Annotated in this window: 17 protein-coding genes; 11 read left to right on the top strand and 6 right to left on the bottom strand. The window is 66.4% G+C overall.

The window, feature by feature from the left end; translation table 11 throughout:
• Position 1 precedes the first annotated feature (1 nt).
• The 3 genes from AC1DCU_RS12685 to AC1DCU_RS12675 form a co-directional block, all read right to left on the bottom strand.
• Positions 2–316 (bottom strand): ArsR/SmtB family transcription factor, encoded by a 315-nt coding sequence (locus AC1DCU_RS12685; RefSeq protein WP_032976138.1) that lies wholly within the window; start codon positions 314–316, stop codon positions 2–4.
• Between the two features lie 8 nt (positions 317–324).
• Positions 325–780, bottom strand: a complete 456-nt coding sequence (locus tag AC1DCU_RS12680) for an SRPBCC family protein (RefSeq protein WP_154880122.1) — start codon at positions 778–780, stop codon at positions 325–327.
• A gap of 342 nt (positions 781–1,122) precedes the next feature.
• The gene (locus tag AC1DCU_RS12675) at positions 1,123–1,578 is read right to left on the bottom strand and encodes a MarR family winged helix-turn-helix transcriptional regulator (RefSeq protein WP_442252403.1); all 456 of its coding nucleotides are present in this window, start codon (positions 1,576–1,578) and stop codon (positions 1,123–1,125) included.
• 82 nt (positions 1,579–1,660) lie between these two features.
• Here AC1DCU_RS12675 and AC1DCU_RS12670 point away from each other — a divergent pair, with 82 nt between their 5' ends.
• The gene (locus tag AC1DCU_RS12670) at positions 1,661–2,755 is read left to right on the top strand and encodes an FAD-dependent oxidoreductase (RefSeq protein WP_442252404.1); all 1,095 of its coding nucleotides are present in this window, start codon (positions 1,661–1,663) and stop codon (positions 2,753–2,755) included.
• Between the two features lie 120 nt (positions 2,756–2,875).
• Positions 2,876–4,645: an oleate hydratase gene (locus AC1DCU_RS12665; RefSeq protein ID WP_442252405.1), complete on the top strand. Its 1,770-nt coding sequence runs from the start codon at positions 2,876–2,878 to the stop codon at positions 4,643–4,645.
• An 83-nt stretch (positions 4,646–4,728) separates the two neighbouring features.
• Here AC1DCU_RS12665 and AC1DCU_RS12660 read toward each other — a convergent pair whose 3' ends face one another.
• Positions 4,729–5,574 carry an oxidoreductase gene (locus tag AC1DCU_RS12660; protein WP_223482307.1) on the bottom strand — a complete coding sequence of 282 codons (846 nt, stop codon included), beginning with the start codon at positions 5,572–5,574 and terminating at the stop codon, positions 4,729–4,731.
• A gap of 101 nt (positions 5,575–5,675) precedes the next feature.
• Here AC1DCU_RS12660 and AC1DCU_RS12655 point away from each other — a divergent pair, with 101 nt between their 5' ends.
• From AC1DCU_RS12655 to AC1DCU_RS12645, 3 genes are all read left to right on the top strand, one after another.
• Positions 5,676–6,629 (top strand): AraC family transcriptional regulator, encoded by a 954-nt coding sequence (locus AC1DCU_RS12655; protein ID WP_478014182.1) that lies wholly within the window; start codon positions 5,676–5,678, stop codon positions 6,627–6,629.
• Positions 6,630–6,746: 117 nt separating this feature from the next.
• Positions 6,747–7,334, top strand: coding sequence for a TetR/AcrR family transcriptional regulator (locus tag AC1DCU_RS12650; protein WP_033830933.1), 588 nt, complete (start codon positions 6,747–6,749; stop codon positions 7,332–7,334).
• A gap of 90 nt (positions 7,335–7,424) precedes the next feature.
• Entirely contained in the window at positions 7,425–7,925 is a 501-nt protein-coding gene (locus AC1DCU_RS12645; RefSeq protein ID WP_442251999.1) for a hypothetical protein, read from the top strand.
• A gap of 24 nt (positions 7,926–7,949) precedes the next feature.
• Here the strand turns inward: AC1DCU_RS12645 and AC1DCU_RS12640 are convergent, their stop codons facing one another.
• Both AC1DCU_RS12640 and AC1DCU_RS12635 read right to left on the bottom strand, forming a co-directional pair.
• On the bottom strand, positions 7,950–9,191 hold the full coding sequence (locus tag AC1DCU_RS12640; protein ID WP_442252000.1) for a hypothetical protein: 1,242 nt from the start codon (positions 9,189–9,191) through the stop codon (positions 7,950–7,952).
• Positions 9,192–9,266: 75 nt separating this feature from the next.
• A complete protein-coding gene (locus tag AC1DCU_RS12635; RefSeq protein WP_080148995.1) occupies positions 9,267–10,268 on the bottom strand; it encodes a helix-turn-helix domain-containing protein in 1,002 nt (333 codons plus the stop codon).
• A 315-nt stretch (positions 10,269–10,583) separates the two neighbouring features.
• Between AC1DCU_RS12635 and AC1DCU_RS12630 the strand changes: the two genes are divergently transcribed.
• From AC1DCU_RS12630 to AC1DCU_RS12605, 6 genes are all read left to right on the top strand, one after another.
• A complete protein-coding gene (locus tag AC1DCU_RS12630; RefSeq protein ID WP_442252001.1) occupies positions 10,584–13,160 on the top strand; it encodes a TonB-dependent receptor plug domain-containing protein in 2,577 nt (858 codons plus the stop codon).
• A gap of 51 nt (positions 13,161–13,211) precedes the next feature.
• Complete coding sequence (gene msuE / locus AC1DCU_RS12625) at positions 13,212–13,793, top strand: FMN reductase (RefSeq protein ID WP_442252002.1); 582 nt, start codon at positions 13,212–13,214, stop codon at positions 13,791–13,793.
• Between the two features lie 3 nt (positions 13,794–13,796).
• On the top strand, positions 13,797–14,822 hold the full coding sequence (locus AC1DCU_RS12620) for an LLM class flavin-dependent oxidoreductase (protein ID WP_442252003.1): 1,026 nt from the start codon (positions 13,797–13,799) through the stop codon (positions 14,820–14,822).
• 166 nt (positions 14,823–14,988) lie between these two features.
• Entirely contained in the window at positions 14,989–15,351 is a 363-nt protein-coding gene (locus AC1DCU_RS12615) for a DUF3088 family protein (protein ID WP_025874933.1), read from the top strand.
• Positions 15,352–15,365: 14 nt separating this feature from the next.
• Entirely contained in the window at positions 15,366–16,343 is a 978-nt protein-coding gene (locus tag AC1DCU_RS12610; protein ID WP_478014180.1) for an LLM class flavin-dependent oxidoreductase, read from the top strand.
• Between the two features lie 16 nt (positions 16,344–16,359).
• Positions 16,360–17,703 carry an LLM class flavin-dependent oxidoreductase gene (locus tag AC1DCU_RS12605; protein ID WP_032976119.1) on the top strand — a complete coding sequence of 448 codons (1,344 nt, stop codon included), beginning with the start codon at positions 16,360–16,362 and terminating at the stop codon, positions 17,701–17,703.
• Positions 17,704–17,733: the final 30 nt, after the last annotated feature.

Below are 17,733 nucleotides of genomic sequence, written 5' to 3'. Positions count from 1 at the left end.
GTCATTGTCCTTCCAGTTCCTGTTTGAGGTCATGCAGCAGGCTCAGGCGCTGCTGCTCGAACTTGCTTACCCAGCGCGTATAGACGTCGTGCAGTGGCACCGGGTTGATGAAGTGCAGCTTCTCGCGGCCACGCCTGACGGTGCTGATCAGGTTGGCGTCTTCCAGCAGGCCCAGGTGCTGGGTAACCGATTGCCGGGCCATCTGCAGGTGCTCGCAGAGCTGTCCCAGCGTCTGCCCGTTGCGCTCGCAGAGCAGGTCCAACAACGTGCGGCGCGTGGGGTCGGCCAGTGCCTTGAACACCTTGTCTGCATCCATGGGGGCTTTCAGTTCCAGTTGTCGATCTTGACGTCGTGTGGGCTGGGCTGACCGCGCCCGGTTTCCAGCAGGGATTTCAGGCTCATCAGGAAGATGGCCCACTTGGTGCTGCAGTGGTGCATGAACTCCACGCGCTCCTTCCAGCCTTCATGGCTGAACAGCACGATGCAGTAGTCGCCGTCCTGGTGCAGGGCGAAGCGCGCGGTGGTGCCGATCCATTCCGGTGGGCCGTCGATGAATTCCCACAGCACCCGCTCGTTCGGCTGCAGCTGCAGCAGCTTCATCTGCATGGCGCCGATTTCCTGGCCGTTGGCGGTGAAGCGGGCGGTGACGGTGCCGCCGGGGTGGCGGTCGCCGGTGGTGTCCTCGGCCCACCAGGCGGCGATGCCTTCGGGGGTGGCCAGGGCCTGGTAGACCTGGGCCGATGGGGCTTTGATGCCGACTCTGTGTGCGATATCCACCATGACTGCGGCTCCACGGTGGGCGGCGGGGTGCCGTCCGTGGGGTCACAATAGGCAGGTAAATGCCTGCATGTCAACTCCGCCGCCGTGAACGCACGGTCGTGGTAGTGCCGGCCGCTGGCCGGCAACCTGGTCGAGTTGGGGTGCCGGCCGCTGGCCGGCAGCCTGGGTGAGTTGGGTGATTGCAGYTGCCGGCCAGCGGCCGGCACTACCGGTCRATGMMGCGGCGTGGATTGTCGGTYKGGGTAGTGCCGGYCGYTGGCCGGCAGCCTGGGAGTGTGGGGTGATTGCRGYTGCCGGCCAGCGGCCGGCACTACCAGGTCGCCGCGGGCGATTGACGGCGTCTCAGTTCTCTGCGTCCTGCAGTGCTGCATGCATTTTGTCGGTGATCTGCTGCAGCGCGGCCAGGTCATCGGCTGAGAGGTGGTCGAGGAAATTCCGGCGCACGCTGGCGACGTGCACCGGCCGCGCTGCGCTCAGCTGGGTGCGGCCTTCTGCGGTCATGCGGATCACCACCACGTTGTCACTGTCGGTGTCGCGCTCGATCAGGCCACGGCCGGCCATGCGGGTGAGCTGGTGCGAGAGCCGGGTCTTGTCCCATTCCAGGTAGTCCTGCAGGTCGCGCTGGCGGCGGCAGCGGTCCTTGGCCTTGCTCAGTTCCATCAGCACGACAAAGTCGGCACTGGAAAGCCCGGTGCTGCGGGTGATGTCGTGGACGATGCGGCCGGAGGTGATCTCGGCCATGCGCCGGAAGCCGCGCCAAGCGGCCCACTCGTCAGGGGTGATGGTGGGTGAGGTCATGCGCTCACGTTGCCCGTGGTTGGTTGACGTGTCAACTCGAACGTTCTACGGTTGATATATCAACCGACCAGCAGGCCGCCTCATGCCGCACCCTCCACGTATTGCCATCATCGGTGGAGGCCCCGCCGGCCTGACCGCTGCGCTCATCCTGCATCGCGGTGGCCACCGCGTGAGCGTGTACGAGGGCGAGTCGTCCGGGCAGCAGCGCACCCAGGGCGGCACGCTGGACCTGCATGAGGATTCCGGCCAGGTGGCGCTGCAGCGCGCTGGTCTGCTGGAGGCGTTCCGGGCGGTGGCGCGCCATGAGGGCCAGGAGGCGCGGATGGGGGATCCGTGGTCCGGGGCGATTACCGCGGGTGGGTTCGGGCCGGAGGGAAGCATGGACAAGCCGGAGATCGACCGTGGCGACCTGCGCCAGCTGCTGCTGGATGCGCTGCCGGCCGACGCGGTGCAGTGGGGCCATTGCCTGAGCGAGATGGAACCTGCAGATGCCGGCCGCCACAGCCTGCGCTTCGCCAATGGTGTGCAGGCCGAGGTGGACATCGTGATTGGTGCCGATGGTGCGTGGTCGAAAGTCCGCGCTGCGTTGAGTGCGTGCCAGCCGCTGCCGACCGGCATTACTTTCTTTGAAGGATGGATCGCGCAGCCTGCGGCGGATATCGCGGGCATGGTGGGGCAGGGCAGCCTGTTCTGCTTTGGCGGTGAGGAGGCGCTGTTCGTGCAGCGCAACAGCGGCGATCGATTCTGCGTGTACGCGGCGCTGAAGCGGCCTTCTGATTGGCTTGATGCGCAGATCGCGCAACAAGGCATGCGCGCGCTGGTGACAGGCAGCTACACCGGCTGGGCACCGAACCTGCGGCGGCTGCTGGAGGCGTGCACCGACTTCGTGCGGCGGCCGATCTACAGCCTGCCGGCGGATTTCCGTTGGACACCGCGCAACGGCGTGACGCTGATCGGCGATGCTGCCCATCTGATGCCGCCGGTGGGCGTGGGCGTGAACCTGGCGATGCTGGACGCGTCGGATGTGGCGATGGCGTTGTGCGCGCAGCCGGATGCAGTGAGTGCCATTCGCCACGCCGAGTCTATTGTGCGTGAGCGCGCCAGCGCGCTGATGCCGGACGCCATTGACGGGTTCCAGCGCTGGTTCACTACCGAGGCGACTGCTGACCGCGGATGAGGCCGCTTGCAACGCTGGGACGGGAAGCACCTGCGTCACTGCGTCGCAGTCTCTCTGCAGGATGCGGTACATCGGTTCGGCGCTAGAGTGGGGGCTACCCCATCCAGGAAGGAGACACGCATGTACTACAGCAGTGGCAACTACGAGGCCTTCGCGCGCCCGCGCAAGCCAGCGGGCGTGGACAACAAGACGGCCTGGTTCGTGGGTTCGGGCCTCGCTTCGCTGGCCGGTGCGGCGTTCCTGGTGCGCGATGGGCGCATGCCCGGCGAGCGCATCACCATCCTGGAACAGCAGCAGATTGCCGGTGGCGCGCTGGATGGCCTGAAGGTGCCGGAGAAGGGTTTCGTGATCCGCGGCGGCCGCGAGATGGAAGACCACTTCGAGTGCCTGTGGGATCTGTTCCGCTCGATTCCGTCGTTGGAAATCGACGATGCCAGTGTGCTGGACGAGTTCTACTGGTTGAACAAGGACGACCCTAACTATTCGCTGCAGCGTGCCACGATCAATCGCGGCGAAGATGCGCATACCGATGGCTTGTTTACCCTGAGCGAGCAGGCGCAGAAGGACGTGATCGCGCTGTTTCTGGCCACCCGGCAGGAGATGGAGAACAAGCGCATCAACGAAGTGCTTGGCCGCGATTTCCTCGACAGCAATTTCTGGCTGTACTGGCGCACGATGTTCGCGTTCGAGGAGTGGCATTCGGCGCTGGAGATGAAGCTGTACCTGCACCGTTTCATCCACCATATCGGCGGGCTGCCGGATTTTTCGGCGCTGAAGTTCACCAAGTACAACCAGTACGAATCGCTGGTGCTGCCGCTGGTGAAGTGGCTGCAGGAGCGCGGCGTGCGGTTCCAGTACGGCACTGAAGTGACCGATGTTGACTTCGACCTGCAGGAGGGCCGCAAGCAGGCCACGCGCATCCACTGGACACGGGACGGCCAGGCCGGTGGCGTGGACCTGGGCGCGGACGATCTGGTGTTCATGACGATCGGCTCGCTGACCGAGAATTCCGACAACGGCGACCACCGCACCGCTGCACGCTTGAATGAAGGCCCGGCACCGGCGTGGGACCTGTGGCGGCGGATCGCGGCCAAGGATGCGGCGTTCGGACGCCCGGATGTATTCGGTGCGCATATACCGGAAACCAAGTGGGAATCGGCGACGGTAACCACGTTGGACGCGCGCATTCCGGCGTACATCGAGAAGATTGCCAAGCGCGATCCGTTCAGCGGCAAGGTGGTGACCGGCGGCATCGTGAGCGTGCGCGACTCGCGCTGGCTGATGAGCTGGACGGTGAACCGCCAGCCGCACTTCAAGAACCAGCCGAAGGACCAGATCGTGGTGTGGGTGTATTCGCTGTTCGTGGATACGCCGGGCGATTACGTGAACAAGCCGATGCAGGACTGCACCGGCGAGGAGATCACCCGCGAATGGCTGTACCACCTGGGTGTGCCGGTGGAGGAGATCGACGAGCTGGCGGCGACCGGGGCGAAGACAGTGCCGGTGATGATGCCGTACATCACCGCGTTCTTCATGCCGCGCCAGGCCGGTGATCGCCCGGACGTGGTGCCGGAGGGCGCGGTGAACTTCGCCTTCATCGGCCAGTTCGCCGAATCGAAGCAGCGCGACTGCATCTTCACCACCGAGTATTCGGTGCGCACGCCGATGGAAGCGGTGTACACGCTGCTGGGCATCGAGCGCGGCGTGCCGGAGGTGTTCAATTCCACCTACGACGTGCGCACGCTGCTGGCAGCGACCGGGCGTCTTCGCGATGGCAAGGAACTGGACATTCCGGGGCCGGCGTTCCTGCGCAACCTGCTGATGAACAAGCTGGACAAGACCCAGATTGGTGGGCTGCTACGCGAGTTCAAGCTGGTGCAGGACGATTGAGGCAGCGGGGCGTAGGTAGCGCCGGGCCATGCCCGGCGTCTCGCGCTGCAGTGGCCGCTTCGCTCGCCGGGCATGGCCCGGCGCTACCGCAACGCCGCGTTGTCGGTGGAGCGGCTGAGGCGCTCCCAGGCATCGATGCGTTCTGTCATGGCAGCCAGCTTGCCGCGTACCAAGTGCAGGGCGTCGCTGCCCAACAGCAGATGCGTGGGTGGGTTGGGGGTGTCGATCACCTGCAGCATGGCTTGCGCGGCCTTGATCGGGTCGCCCAGCTGATGGCCGCTCTTTTCCTCGCGTGCGCTGCGGATCGGGTCGAACAGCGCGTCGTAGTCGCCGATGCTGCGCGAGGCCCGCACCATCGAACGGCCAGCCCAATCGGTGCGGAACGAGCCCGGCGCGATCGCGGTCACATGGATGCCGAACGGCGCCACTTCCTTGCCCAGCACCTCGCTGATGCCTTCCAGCGCAAACTTGCTGCCGCAGTACCAGGCGATGCCCGGTAAGGTGATGAAGCCGCCCATGGAGGTGATGTTGAGGATGTGACCGCGGCGGCGCGCGCGCATGTGCGGCAGCACGGCTTTGATCAGCGCGGCGGGACCGAACACGTTCACTTCGAACTGATGGCGCAGTTCGTCCAGCGTCGATTCTTCGAGGATGCCTTCGTGGCCGTAGCCGGCGTTGTTGACCAGCACGTCGATGGCGCCGATGTCGGCTTCGACGGTGGCCACCAGTGCATCGATGGCTGCGGCGTCGGTGACGTCCAGCAGGCGGCCGAAGGCGCGACCGGGTGCGAGGGCTGCAAATTGCTGGCGGGCCGATTCGCTGCGCACGGTGCCGACCACGCGATGGCCGGCCAGCAGGGCCTGCTGGGCCAGGGCCCGGCCGAAGCCGCTGCTGACGCCGGTGATGAGGAGGAGGCGGGATTCGGTCATGGCTGAGGGCTCGTGGCTGGGGAGTTGCACGTTAGTGATTGAGTGCGCGGCCGCCCAGGCCTAAGCTTCGGGCTTTCTTGCCTATTCCTCTGGGGCGCCCGATGCGGTCGGCCGATGATCCGCTGCAACATCCCGCACAGGCGCGCATGGTCGGCCTGCTGCAGGCGCTGGCCGTGGACGAGGGCTACACGCTGACGGCGGTGCCTGGGGTGCGGCTGCTGCGCTCCAACCGTCCCTTGGCGCGCACGCCGGTGCTGTACGACCCCGGCATCGTGATCGTCTGCCAGGGCGTGAAGCGTGGCTATCTGGGCGGGCAGGTCTACCAGTACGACGCGCAGCACTACCTGGCGGTGTCGGTGCCGGTGCCCTTCACCATGGAAACCGAGGCCACGGCCGAGGCGCCGCTGCTGGCGATCTACCTGCATCTTGATCTGCAGCTGGCCGCAGATCTGCTGATGGAACTGGGCGAGCGCACCGCCAGCACCGAAGCGCCGGCAAGAAGCATGATGTCCAGCCCGATGCAGCCTGCGATGCAGGCCACGGTGCTGCGATTGCTGGAAGCGCTGGCCGATCCATTGGAGGCCGACGTGCTGGGGCCCTCGCTGGTGCGCGAGCTGTATTTCCGGGTGCTGACCGGCGCACAGGGTGGGGCGCTGCGCGAGGCGCTGGCGATGCGCGGGCGCTTCGGCCGCATCGGCAAGGTGCTGCGGCATATCCACGCGGCCTATTCGACGGCGCTGGATGTGGATGCGCTGGCAGCGCAGGCGGAGATGAGCGTGGCCACGTTCCATGATCACTTCCGCAGCATTACCGGTACCTCGCCGATGCAGTACGTGAAGTCCACGCGGCTGCACCAGGCGCGGCTGCTGATGCTGCGGCAGGGCATGACGGCTGAAGCGGCATCGTCGGYGGTGGGGTACGCCAGCCCGTCGCAGTTCAATCGGGAGTTCAAGCGCTTGTTCGGGTTGCCGCCGGCGGCCGAGGTGGCGCGCATGCGGCGAAGTTTTGCGTTGCCGCCGGCGCCGGCCGATGCGCTGTATGTGTCTTCGCACTGACCGCTGCGCTCGCCGGGCATGGCCCGGCGCTACCAGGGAAGCCCGTGTCAGGCGCCGGGCCATGCCCGGCGAACGAGTCGGTTGACAGGGTGTCTACCTACTAGTAGGTTTGCACCCATGAAAGAGTCACTGTCCCCCAAGGCCCACGAGATCCTGGCCCACGCCCGTTCGCTGCTGGAAGCTGGTGGCTACAACGGTTTCAGCTATGCCGACGTGTCCGCGCGGGTGAACATCAGCAAGGCCAGCATCCACCACCATTTCCCCAGCAAGGCGGATCTGGTGCGGACGGTGGTGGAGCTGTACCGGGCAGAGGCACGGGAAGGCCTGGCGCTGCTGGACCGGCAGCTGGGCGATCCTTTGTTGGCGCTCAACGCCTACGTGGATTACTGGTCCAGCTGCATTGCCGGTGGCACCTCGTCGTTCTGCATCTGCGCGATGCTGGCGGCCGAAGCGCCGATGATCCCCGACGAGATTGCCGATGAAGTGCGCGGGCATTTCGAGGATCTGAGCGGCTGGCTGACGATCACGCTGGAAAAGGGTGCGGCGCAGGGGCAGCTGAGGCTGCAGGGCACGCCTGCCGATGAGGCCAAGGCGTTCATGGCCTCGGTGCACGGCGCGATGCTGGCCGCGCGTGGGTTTGGTGATGCGGCGACGTTCGCGGCGCTCGCACGGTTGTCGATTGCCCGGCTGGTGCCGGCGGTCTGAATGTTTCGACGAAGGCCTGCGTGGAGCGGGCCTTCTTTTTGCCCATGAAGCCTACCTACTAGTAGGTTCAAAACTCCAGCAGAGGTCGCCATGAGTCATCCGCTTTCTTCCTTGGGCATCGTGCACACCGCGATCAGCCTGGTTCTCATCGCTGCCGGCCTGTTCGGTTTCATCCGGTATCGGGCCATTGATCCGGCTACACGCGCCGGCAAGCTCTATCTGCTGGGGTTGGTGCTGTCGGTGGTGACCTCGTTCACCGTCTCCAGCACCGGGGGCCTCAATCCTGGCCACGCGTTTGGTGTGGTGATTCTGCTGATTGCGTTCGGTGGGGTGTTGGCGGCTCGGTTGCGGTTCCTTGGGCGATTGGCACCCTATCTGTCCACGTTCGCGCTGTCTTTCAGCTTCCTGCTGTCGCTGGTGCCAGGCGTGAATGAAACGCTGACACGCTTGCCGGTGGCGCACCCGATTGCGCCTGCACCGTTGGCGCCGGTGATCCTGCAGACGTTGCTGGGGTGCGCGGTGGTGTTTGCGGTTGGATTCGTGGCGCAGTGCTGGCGGATACATGCGGGCAACGCACGCGCACGCGTCTGACGCTGCAAGGGACAGTCCGGATGATCAGTCCGCCAGCGGCGCTGGTGCGTCTTCGCCGTAAGTGGCGTAGGCGCTGCCACACGTCGCGTGTGCCGCCGCATTGGCAGGCAGGCCGGTGGCCTTGATGCCACGCCGGGAATTGCCCGCGAGCACTTCCACGTAACGCTCTGCTGCCATCGTGCCGTCGGGCAGAACATAGAGCAGCACGCGCTGCAGGGTGGATTGGCCATCCAGTGGCTGTGGCTGGCGGAATGCAGGAACCTGCACGCGTGCGCGATGCCATACCTGCGGTGCGGCGGCAGTCTGCCAGCGAGCCTGCAACGGCTGGTCGAAATTCAACAGCGCGACGCCGGTGGTGTGGTTGGACGCCGTGCACGCGGCGGGGGGCGCAGGAATGGGCGCGATGGCGTCGTCGCCGATGTCCAGCGTCGCGCCATTGATTTCCAGGCGCACGATCGGCGCGGCGCCGTAGTTGTGCGTCTTGAACTGCACCAGCCCTTCCACGCGGCTGCGCTCGAGCTCGTATTCGGTAGCGCCGGCCAGACGCGCCAGCGCGGGGGCAACCTCGACGTGGTCTGCATAGTGGTAGTAGAGGTGCACGATGCCTGGCCCGCCCGATGTGCCCCACACGCGGGTGAGCGCTGTGGTATCCGGATAGGACTGGCGACGCAGGGGCAGGGTGCTTGCAGTGCCTTCGGAAGGCGCGCCATAGCGGTAGCGCTCGATCCCGGGCTTCAGCCGAGCGTTGTCGTAGGGGAAGGCGCTGTCTGCATCGGATTGCGCGTTCGGATAGCGGTGGAAGGCAACGAAGTGCTCGGGGGTGTCGCCTTGCATGGGCTGGTCCGGTCCCGCGCCGGAGTAGGTGGCGGCATAGGGTGAGGTGTCCAGCCACAGTGCATGGCCACTGAGGTTGATGTGCGCTTCTGCGATGGCCGCACGCGAGCCACCGGTGGCGGTATCCAAGCGCCCGCGCAGTGAATCACCCAGCGGATAGATGAGCAGGGTGAGGACAGTGGGCACGAACATCAGGGCATGCACCCGGCCCGGCACGTGCCCGCGCTCGCGCACCATGTAGCGGCCCCAGGCCAGCAGGAGCAGCACCAGCAGCGGCACCCCGATCCACAGCGCAAGGGTGATCAACGCCACCACGCCCCAGCCGAGATTCGGGGTGCAGACCGCGATCAGGCCAAGCGCGGCGAGCAGGCTGGCCAGGACCAGCGAGACGCCGATACCGAAGCGGTAGTTCCTGTACGGGGTAGCAGTCATTACCGTTCCATCGGCAGGCCAGGGCGTGCCTGCATCTTGCCGGTTGGGTGGCTGCGTGGAAAGACGGAGGTGCTGTCAGCAACCCACCAGCCGGTCGGCGCTGAGGCCACTGCGGTGCTGGTTGCGGTATTCGATAGGGCTGGCGTCGACCATGCCGCGGAAGTGCCGGCGGAACGATTCCTGCGATCCGAACCCCGCCTGTTCGGCCACCCATTGCAGCGGACGGTCGGTGGTTTCCAGCAGTTCGCGTGCGTAGGCCACGCGTTCGCGGATGAGCCAATCGATGGGCGACAGGCCGGTGGCTTCGAGGAACTGCCGCTGCAGGGTGCGCTGGCTGAGTGCGGCCTGTTCGGCCAGGCTGCCCAACGAATGCGGCTCGCGCAGGTTGCGGCGCATCCATTCCATCAGTTTCGCCAGCCGCGTGGGCTCGCCCAGCGGGATCGCGCGGCTGACCCGCTGGCTGCGTTCGGCATCGCGCCAGGGTGCCAGCACCAGCCGTTCGGCCACCAGATTGGCCACGCGCGCGCCGTAATCCTTGCGCACCATGTGCAGCATCATGTCCATGCCGGTAGCCGAGCCGGCCGAGGTGATGATGCTGCCGGCGTCCACGTACAGCACATCGTCGCGCACGTGGATGCGCGGAAATTCGCGCGCCAGCGTTTCGGTGAGGCGCCAGTGGGTGGTGGCTTGGCGGCCATCGAGCAAACCGGCCCAGGCGAGCACGAATGCACCGGAGCAGATGGACGTGATGCGTGCGCCGCGCGCGTGGGCGCGGGTGAGGGCATCAAGCAACGCCTGCGGCGGGCGCTCGCTGGGTTCGCGCCAACCGGGAATGACGATGATGTCGGCGTCGTCGACAGCGCTCAGATCGTAGGGCAGTTGCACCTGCGCGCTGCCGAGCATGCGCAGTGCACCGGGCTCGCCAGCGCAGAGCTGGGTGCGGTACCAGGCCACGCCCAGTTCAGGGCGGATGGGTGCGAACAGGCCGACCGCGCAGCCGAATTCGAACAGGCCCTGGCCGTGGCAGGCCACGATGGCGACGGTGGGCGCGGTCGGATCGGCAGACAGGGTGGGCATGGCTTGATGCTACCGACGCAGGCACGTGCCGCTGAGTGGCGCGCGGGCATGAGGTGATGCCCGCAGGGTATATGGAGACCGGGGTCAGATCCTTTCCGCAGGAAGGGCTCTGACCCTGCGGATTCGCGTGTATGGGGTCAGAGCCCTTTCCTTTGGAAAGGGATCCGACCCGGTGTGTGCAGGCTGCGTAAGGTCATTACCAGCGGTCATGTGGCTGGCGCGATGTGACGGTCACATGACGCGATATCCGCTGTTACGTGTTGGGCGTGGGCTCTTGAATGGAGGCGTGTCTCCGGCCCACCCCCACGAGCCCCCATGCCTGCTGCCCACATTCCTGCGCTGTCCACGCTCTCCCTGCTGATTGCCGCCACTCTTGCCGCTGCCCCGGCGTATGCGGCTGAGGCCGATGCACCGTCGGCGGCCACTGCTACTTCTGCCAACCTTGCTGCGTCCACGCTGGATGCGGTGGTGGTGACCGGTTCACGCACCAGCACGCGCACGGTGAAGAACAGCTCGACACCGATCGACGTGATTTCCGCCGAGGACCTGGCCGCTACCGGCCAGGCCAACCTGCTGGAAGCGCTGCAGCGCAGCCTGCCATCGCTCAGCCAGATCGGCGGTTACCAGAGCGACCAGGAAAGCCTGATCCGCGGTTACCAGCTGCGCAACCTGTCGCCGGGTTACACGCTGGTGCTGGTGAACGGCAAGCGCCGCAACGCCAGCGCGTATGTCAGTGGCGCCAACGGTGGCGGCTATCCCGGCCACGCCTGGGCCGATCTGGCGCTGATTCCGGTGTCGGCCATCGACCATGTGGAGGTGCTGCGCGACGGTGCTTCGGCCATCTATGGTTCGGACGCGATCACCGGAGTGATCAACGTGATCCTGAAATCGCAGGCGCACGGTGGCGATGTGTCGGTGGAGAGCGGGCAGAGCACCGATGGCGACGGCAGCCGCACCAGCGTGCGCTCCAACATCGGCCTGCCGTGGGGTGAGGATGGCTTCATCAACCTGTCCGGCGAGAGCACGCGCCAGCACCATGCGATCCGTACGCGGCGCTACATCGACGGCTACCTGAGTTATCCCGCCGTGGATGGCAACGGCAACCTGGTGGCGCTGCGTCCAAACAACCGCTTGCCGGCTGGAGCGACGCCGAACCCGGCCGAGGCCGGGCGCGATGCCGAGGCCAACATCATCCTCAGCTCGCCGTCGTATGCGCTCAAGGCCTTCGCGGTGAACGTGGGCCATGGCCTGGGCGAGAACGCCCAGTTCTACGCCAATGCGACCGCCAGCGACCGCACCGCGCAGGCGATCCAGAACTTCCGCCTGCCGGCAACGATCTTCACCACCTACAAGGCGCCGGGCGTGCTGAGCGTGTTTCCCGATGGCTTCCTGCCGGTGCTGGAAACCAAGGAGAAGCAGTACACCGGCACGGCTGGGGTGAAGGGCCAGGTTGCGGGGTGGGACTACGACTTCAGCCTGACCGGCAACCGCAACACGGTGCGCACCTACACCCGCAATTCGGTGAACTACTCGCTGCCGTACCCGGGCTCGCCGACCGACTTCTATGACGGCAAGCTGGATTACCAGCAGGGCATCGCCAACCTTGATCTGCGTCGCGGCTTCGAGGTGGCGGCCTTCGCATCGCCACTGGAAGTGAGCGCCGGTGCCGAGTACCAGCACGAACAGTACGAACGCGGGGCAGGGCAGTGGGAGTCGTACACTGGCTTTGGTGCGGCTGCCTTTGTTGGCTACTCCACTGCCGATGCGGTGAAGGCCACCCGCAACAGCAAGGCGGTGTACGCCGGTGCAGCGACCAACATCACGTCGCGCTGGTACCTGGACGCCGCCGCGCGCTGGGAAGACCACTCGGACTTCGGCACGGTGTCGACCGGTCGGTTGACCACGCGCTTCGACGTCACCGATGCGCTGGGCGTACGTGCCACGGTCAGCAATGGCTTCCACGCGCCGAGCCTGGGCGCGCAGTTCTACCAGGCCACCGGCAGCTGCCCGTGCGGTACCACGCTGGTGGCGCAGGTCGCTTCGCCGGCAGCAGTGGCGCTGGGCGCTACGCCACTGAAGCCGGAGAAGGCCACCAACTACAGCCTCGGCGTGACCTGGGACCCGAGTCCGGCCTTCCATCTGGCGGTGGATGCGTACCAGATCGACATCCGTGGCCAGCTGGGCCAGTCCAGCCAGATCGGCTACAACGCGCAGGACCCGGCGCGGGTGACCGACAACAGTGGCACCGTGCTGACCGCCGCGCAGAAGAACACCATCGATGCGCTGCTGGGCACGGCCGGCATCAGCATCCTGCCCGGTGATGCGTTCTATGCCAGCTACTTCACCAACGTGGGCGACACCCGCACGCGCGGCGTGGAGCTGACCCTGGAGGCGAACCAGGAAACGCAGTGGGGCAAGCTGCGCTGGAGCTACGCGGCCAACGTGGGCCGCACCACCATCCAGAAAGTGAGTGCGATTCCGCAGGCGTTGCAGGGGCTGCCGAACATCAACCTGCTGACCAAGTCGAGCGAGTACGCGCTGCGCTTCCGCACGCCGTCGTACACGCAGGTGGCGGGGCTGGGTTGGCAGAACGGGCGCTGGCGTTCGAACGTGGACTTCACTTACTACGGCCCGATCAAGCGCCTGAACAACGGCGTGGAGTACAAGCAGCCGCCGGTGCTGGTGACCAACCTGTCCGGTGGCGTCGAGCTGGGCGCGGGCTGGAGCGCGGCGCTGGGCATCAACAATCTGTTCGACAAGCGCACCCGCAAAGTGCCCGCGTACGCACGCAGCGCCACCGATGTGGCCAGCATCGAGACCACCTGGGACAGCGGTGATGTGCTGAGCAACGTCGGGACGTTCTGGTACGGGCGCGTCAATTACCGGTTCTGAGGTTCATGTGAAACGTCGCCGGGCATGGCCCGGCGCTACCGAGGAGGGGTCATGTCTTCTGCATTGAAGGTGGTTGCATTGGTGGGGTCGCCGACCAGTTCGGCGACGTCGCGCACGTTGCTGCTGGTGCGGCATCTGCTGGAAGAACTGCGCGAGCGGGTCAACATCAGCGTGGAGCTGGTCGAGCTGGCGCCGATCGCGCGCTCGCTGGGGCAGGCGCTGCAGCGTAGTGAAGTGGAGCCGCAGGTGGAACGCGCGCTGGCCACGATTGAGTCGGCGCAGCTGCTGGTGGCGGCCACGCCGGTGTATCGCGGGTCCTATCCGGGCCTGTTCAAGCACCTGATCGACTTCATCGGGCTGGACGCGCTGGTGGATACGCCAGTGCTGCTGGCGGCTACCGGTGGAAGTGAGCGCCACGCGCTGGTGATCGACCATCAGCTGCGTCCACTCTTCAGCTTCCTGCAGGCGCATACGCTGCCGATCGGGGTTTATGCCACGCCGGCCGACTTCGACGGCGACCGGATCAACAGCGCTGCACTGCAGGCGCGCATCCAACTGGCGGCCGAGCGTGCTGCTGGACATGTAGCACCCTTGGCGGCGGTGCTGCCTGCGCCGCTGCGCAGGATCGCCTAGGACGTGGCGGTGCAGCTGCGGCACCTGGCGTTCCTCACGCCGGGAAGCTATCTGCCGGAACAACCACGCGCAGGCCTGGACGCGACGTTGGCGCTGATCGCGTTTGCCGAACAGCTGGGCTATGACGGCGCGTGGGTGCGCCATCGGCACCTGGAGCCAGGCATCAGCTCGGCAGCGGTGTTCCTGGCGGCGGCCAGCCAGCACACCACGCGCATCGAACTGGGCAGTGCGGTCATCCAGCTGGGCTACGAAACACCGTTCCGCCTGGCTGAGGACCTGTCATTGCTGGATGCGCTGGCAGGTGGCCGGCTGCAGGTAGGCGTCAGTACTGGCGCGCCGCCGCACGGGGAGCTGGTAGGGCCTTTGCTGTACGACAGCGACCCTGCGCGCATCGACTTTTCCCATGGCCGGGTGGCGCGGTTGCTGGAAGCGCTGCGTGGTGAACCGTTGGGCGCCGCCGATGCCGAAGTCGGCAACGCCGCCACGCGCTATCGCCCGCGTCTGCAGCCACATGCGCCGGGGTTGGTGGACCGGGTCTGGTATGGCGCTGGCTCCCTGCAGTCGGCGCGTTCTGCGGGTGAGCAGGGGCTGCATCTGCTGTTGGGCAACGTCAACCGTGCCGAGCTGAGTGATGACTTCTTTGGCGCCCAGCTGCAGCACCTGCAGGCCTATCGTGCGGCATTGCCAGTGGGCAGTCTGCGCCGGGTGGCGGTGGGGCGGGTGCTGGTGCCCACCGAGGGTGTGGATGCGGCCACGCGGCAGCGGATCGAGGCCTTCAATGCGCAGCGGCATGCGCGTACGTTGGCGCCGCAGGGACCGCGACGCACGATGTTCGCACCCGACGTGGTCGGCAGCACGGCGCAGATCATCGCGCGGTTGCAGGCCGATCCGCTACTGCAGCAGGTGGACGAGCTGCGGGTGGAACTGCCCTATGAGCTGCCCGAGCAGGACTACCGGCGCATCCTCAGCACGGTGATCGAGGACATCGCGCCGGCGCTGGGCTGGCGCGCACCTGCGCAAGCGGCGTGATGCCGCCCGTGCCCATAACGGCCGGCAGTCTGCTTATTGCCAACCTGCATCTGCATGGCCGGATCCGACCGTGGATTGTCGAGTTCCGGCGCTGGCATCGGGCCGTCCTTCTCTAGCATCGATATCGAAGCGGCAGTGTATTGCCGGCCCCTACGAGGACGATCCCGTGGCTGTAGACGCAACCCACAAACCCATCCTGTTCCTGCTGGACCGCGAGTTCGAGGACGGCCAGCTGCCCGGCCAACGCTTCTTCTGCCGGCACAGCCTGCTGCTGGAAGGTGCGCTGTCGAGCATCGAGGGCCTGGACGCACAGCTGGATGTGCGCCGCATCGGCTTCAGCCGGCCGCGCCGCGAGGTGATCGCCGAGATCGGTGAGCAGGACCAGTCGCTGCCGAAGCTGGTGCTGCCGCAGGGGGTGGTCAACGAGCACGCCAGTGGTGAGTACCAGCAGCGCCAGTACATCTCCGGTGCCGAGCCGATCCTGGCGGCACTGAATGGCCTGCTCGGCATTCCCGTGGCCCATCCCTGAGCGAGGACGTGACGATGAGCTACCTCACCAGCGTGTTGGACAAGAGCCCGGTGGCCGACGGCAGCACGCCCGAACAGGCGCTGCGCAACAGCCTGCAACTGGCGCAGCGCGCCGAGCAACTGGGTTACCACCGCTACTGGTTTGCCGAACACCATGCCGCGCCGACGCTGGCCAGCCCGGCACCGGAAGTGCTGGCGGCGTGGGTGCTGGCGCAGACCCGGCGCATCCGCATCGGCAGTGGCGGGGTGATGCTGCGCCACTACGCCCCCTACAAGGTGGCCGAGAATTTCAATCTGCTGGCCGCCCTTGCGCCCGGACGCGTGGATCTTGGCGTGGGCAAGGCGCYGGGTGGTCTGCCGGCATCGACTGCCGCACTGGCCGCCGGTCGCCCGGCATTCGCCGATTTCGACCAGCAGCTGCGCGACCTGGAAGGATATCTGTCTGATACGCAGGCTGATGCGCAGGCGCGGCCGATTCCGCAGACGGCGCCGGAGCGCTTCCTGCTGGGTGCAAGCCCGCAGAGCGCGCGGCAGGCTGCGGAACTTGGCTGGCGCTTCGTGTATGCCGCGCACTTCGATGGCGACCCGAAGCACATCGAGGCCGCCTTCGAGGCTTATCGCGCGGTGTCCGCGCATGCACCGCTGCTGGCGACTGTGGCCTTCGCCGCGCCCACCAGCGAGGCCGCCGCCCGCCACATTGGCGCGTTGCGTGTCTACAAGCTGCACCTGGCCCCAGGGCAGACGGTGAACCTGCCCAGTCCCGAGGCCGCTGCCGAATACGCGCGGCAGGTGGGGGTTGCTGATTTCCGCATCGAAGAGACACGCCCCAGCGTGCTCTCTGGCGATGGGCAGCATGTACGCAGCGAGCTGGATGCGCTGCACCGCCGCTTCGGCGTCGGTGAATTCATCCTCGACGCGCCGGTGGCCGACCTCGACGCACGCCTGACGTCCCTTGAACTGCTGTCGCCCGCGCCCCGCGCGGCGGTGGCCTGACTGCTGGAGCCACTCCATGAGCACGACCCCGCGTCCCATCCCCTTCGGCATCATGCTGCAGGGCCCCGGCAGCCACATGCATGCGTGGAAGCACCCGTCCAACGTGCCCGATGCCAGCGTCAACCTGGGCTACTACATCGACATCGCGCGTACCGCCGAGGACAACGGCATTGCCTTCGGCTTCGTTGCCGACGGGCTGTACATCAACGAGAAGTCGATCCCGCATTTCCTCAACCGCTTCGAGCCGATCTCGCTGCTGTCGGCGCTGGCGACGGCGACGAAGAAGATCGGCTTGGCCGGCACGCTCTCCACCTCGTACAGCGATCCGTTCACCGTGGCGCGCCAGTTCGCCTCGCTGGATCTGCTCAGCGGTGGCCGTGCAGGGTGGAACGTGGTGACCTCGCCGCTGGAAGGCTCGGGACGAAACTACGGGCGTCCGCATCCGGAACACGCGCTGCGTTACCAGATTGCCGATGAGTACCTGGAGGTGGTGCAGGGCCTGTGGGATTCGTGGGATGACGATGCGTTCGTGCGTGACCGCGACAGCGGCACGTTCTTCGCGCCGGAGAAGTTCCGCCGCCTCGACCACAAGGGCCGCTTCTTCCAGGTGGAAGGCCCGCTCAACATCCAGCGCTCGCCGCAGGGGCAGCCGGTGATCTTCCAGGCCGGATCGTCGGACGATGGCATTGCGCTGGCCGGCAAGTACGCCGATGCAGTATTCACCCACGCGCCGTCGCTGGAGGAGACCCGCGCGTTTACCCAAAAGGTGAAGAACTCGGCGATCGCCCATGGCCGCAGCGCCGGTGACGTCAAGATCTTCCCGGGCATCGGCCCGATCGTTGGCCGTACGGCGGAAGACGCCGAGGCCAAGTACCAGGCGATTGCCGCGCTGGCCGGGCTGGACGATGCCCTGGCGTATCTCGGCCGCTTCTTCGACCACCATGATTTCAGCCAGTACGACCCGGATGCACCGTTCCCGGAGCTGGGTGACATCGGCGCCAATTCCTTCCGCTCCACCACCGACCGCATCAAGCAGGACGCGCGCGAGCAGGGCCTGAGCCTGCGCCAGGTGGCACTGCAGGCGGTGAGCCCGCGGCCGAACTTCATCGGCACGCCGGAACATGTGGCCGACGAACTGATCCGCTGGTTCGACGCCGGCGCCAGCGATGGCTTCATCCTCGGCTTCGCCGCGCAGCGCGAAGGCCTGGATGATTTCGTAACGCTGGTGCTGCCCCTGCTGGAAGCACGCGGTTACCACCGCAGTGCGCTGGAAGGACAGACCCTGCGCGACCACCTGGGCCTGCCACGCAAGGCAAGCCGTTACAGCACCGACGCCGAGCCGGCGCGGAAGGTGGGATAAGGCGATGAATGTCCTGCATCGGCCGTTGTT

The organism is Stenotrophomonas sp. 10L48 (assembly GCF_056395105.1).
Note: the sequence above shows the minus strand (reverse complement) of the source record. Positions and strands in the feature narration are given on the sequence as shown.